General features: G+C 39.1%; 3 tRNA genes. 2 read left to right on the top strand and 1 reads right to left on the bottom strand.

Going from position 1 to position 999, the window contains the following annotated elements:
* Window position 1: 1 nt before the first annotated feature.
* Window positions 2–77 (bottom strand) — tRNA-Val (locus R0J88_RS18625).
* Between the two features lie 736 nt (window positions 78–813).
* On the opposite strand from R0J88_RS18625, the gene R0J88_RS18620 reads away from it, so the two are divergent.
* Both R0J88_RS18620 and R0J88_RS18615 read left to right on the top strand, forming a co-directional pair.
* Window positions 814–889 (top strand) — tRNA-Ala (locus R0J88_RS18620).
* Between the two features lie 36 nt (window positions 890–925).
* Window positions 926–998: transfer RNA gene (locus R0J88_RS18615), tRNA-Glu, on the top strand.
* The last annotated feature ends 1 nt before the right edge of the window (window position 999 follow it).

The raw sequence follows: 999 nt of genomic DNA, 5'->3' as shown, positions 1-999 counted from the left end.
GTGGTGGGTGATACTGGACTTGAACCAGTGACCCTCGCCTTGTAAGGGCGATGCTCTCCCAACTGAGCTAATCACCCGCATCTAAACAACATCACATTGCTGCGTTGTTGTGGGGCGCTATTATAGATAGAGTTGAAAATGTGTCAACACTTGAATGACAAAAATGTACTGAATGAAGGTTTTATAAACAACAAGATATGGCGGGCGTCTATTTTATAGTCAAAACATGTTCGGTAGCGTAATTGTGTGGTGTATTTGTAGTGTTTATAAATCACATTAGTGGCTAATCTAGTTTTTAGAGGGAATATACAAGCGATTACTTTTCATTGTTGAACATTTAAACCTTCTTTAATAAGAATATATATTTTGTTACCTCTCTAAAAAGTCATAACAAATAAAATAAACAAAATAGAAAAAGTATTTTAAAGTGCAATTATAAAAAGCATGTGTGTTTTACTGCATCTACCTAACTGGCCTGTTGATATGAAAGTACGGTGTTAGGTCGGTAATTTATAAATTATATTTACAAAATTTGAATTGCATATAAATGTATACCTTTTGAGGGTAGGGTAGTGAACTACAATTCACTGACTAGCAACGCTACATAAAATAAAAGTGTAGGGGAGTCGCATTAGGGCAATGATTTTAATCAAATTGTGTTTATTAGCATGCTTGATAGCCAGTTTGTTGAAAATTAAACCATTTAAATAAAGCTGGATAAAAAACTGTTGACTTTATTTGGGGGGGTGCATAGAATGCGCCCCGCACTAAGCAATACAGGACGTAGTTATTACGGCGAGTGTTGATTAAGTTGGGGCTATAGCTCAGCTGGGAGAGCGCTTCGCTGGCAGTGAAGAGGTCTGCGGTTCGATCCCGCATAGCTCCACCAATTATTAGTGTTTGTCCTAGGGTAGCAGTTTTCTGTGTCCCCATCGTCTAGAGGCCTAGGACACCGCCCTTTCACGGCGGTAACAGGGGTTCGAATCCCCTTGGGGACGC

This window comes from Pseudoalteromonas sp. SIMBA_162 (genome assembly GCF_046535955.1).
Taxonomy (GTDB): Bacteria; Pseudomonadota; Gammaproteobacteria; order Enterobacterales; family Alteromonadaceae; genus Pseudoalteromonas; species Pseudoalteromonas marina.
The sequence above is the reverse complement of the archived record's forward strand: the minus strand, read 5'-3'. Positions and strand labels throughout refer to the sequence as shown.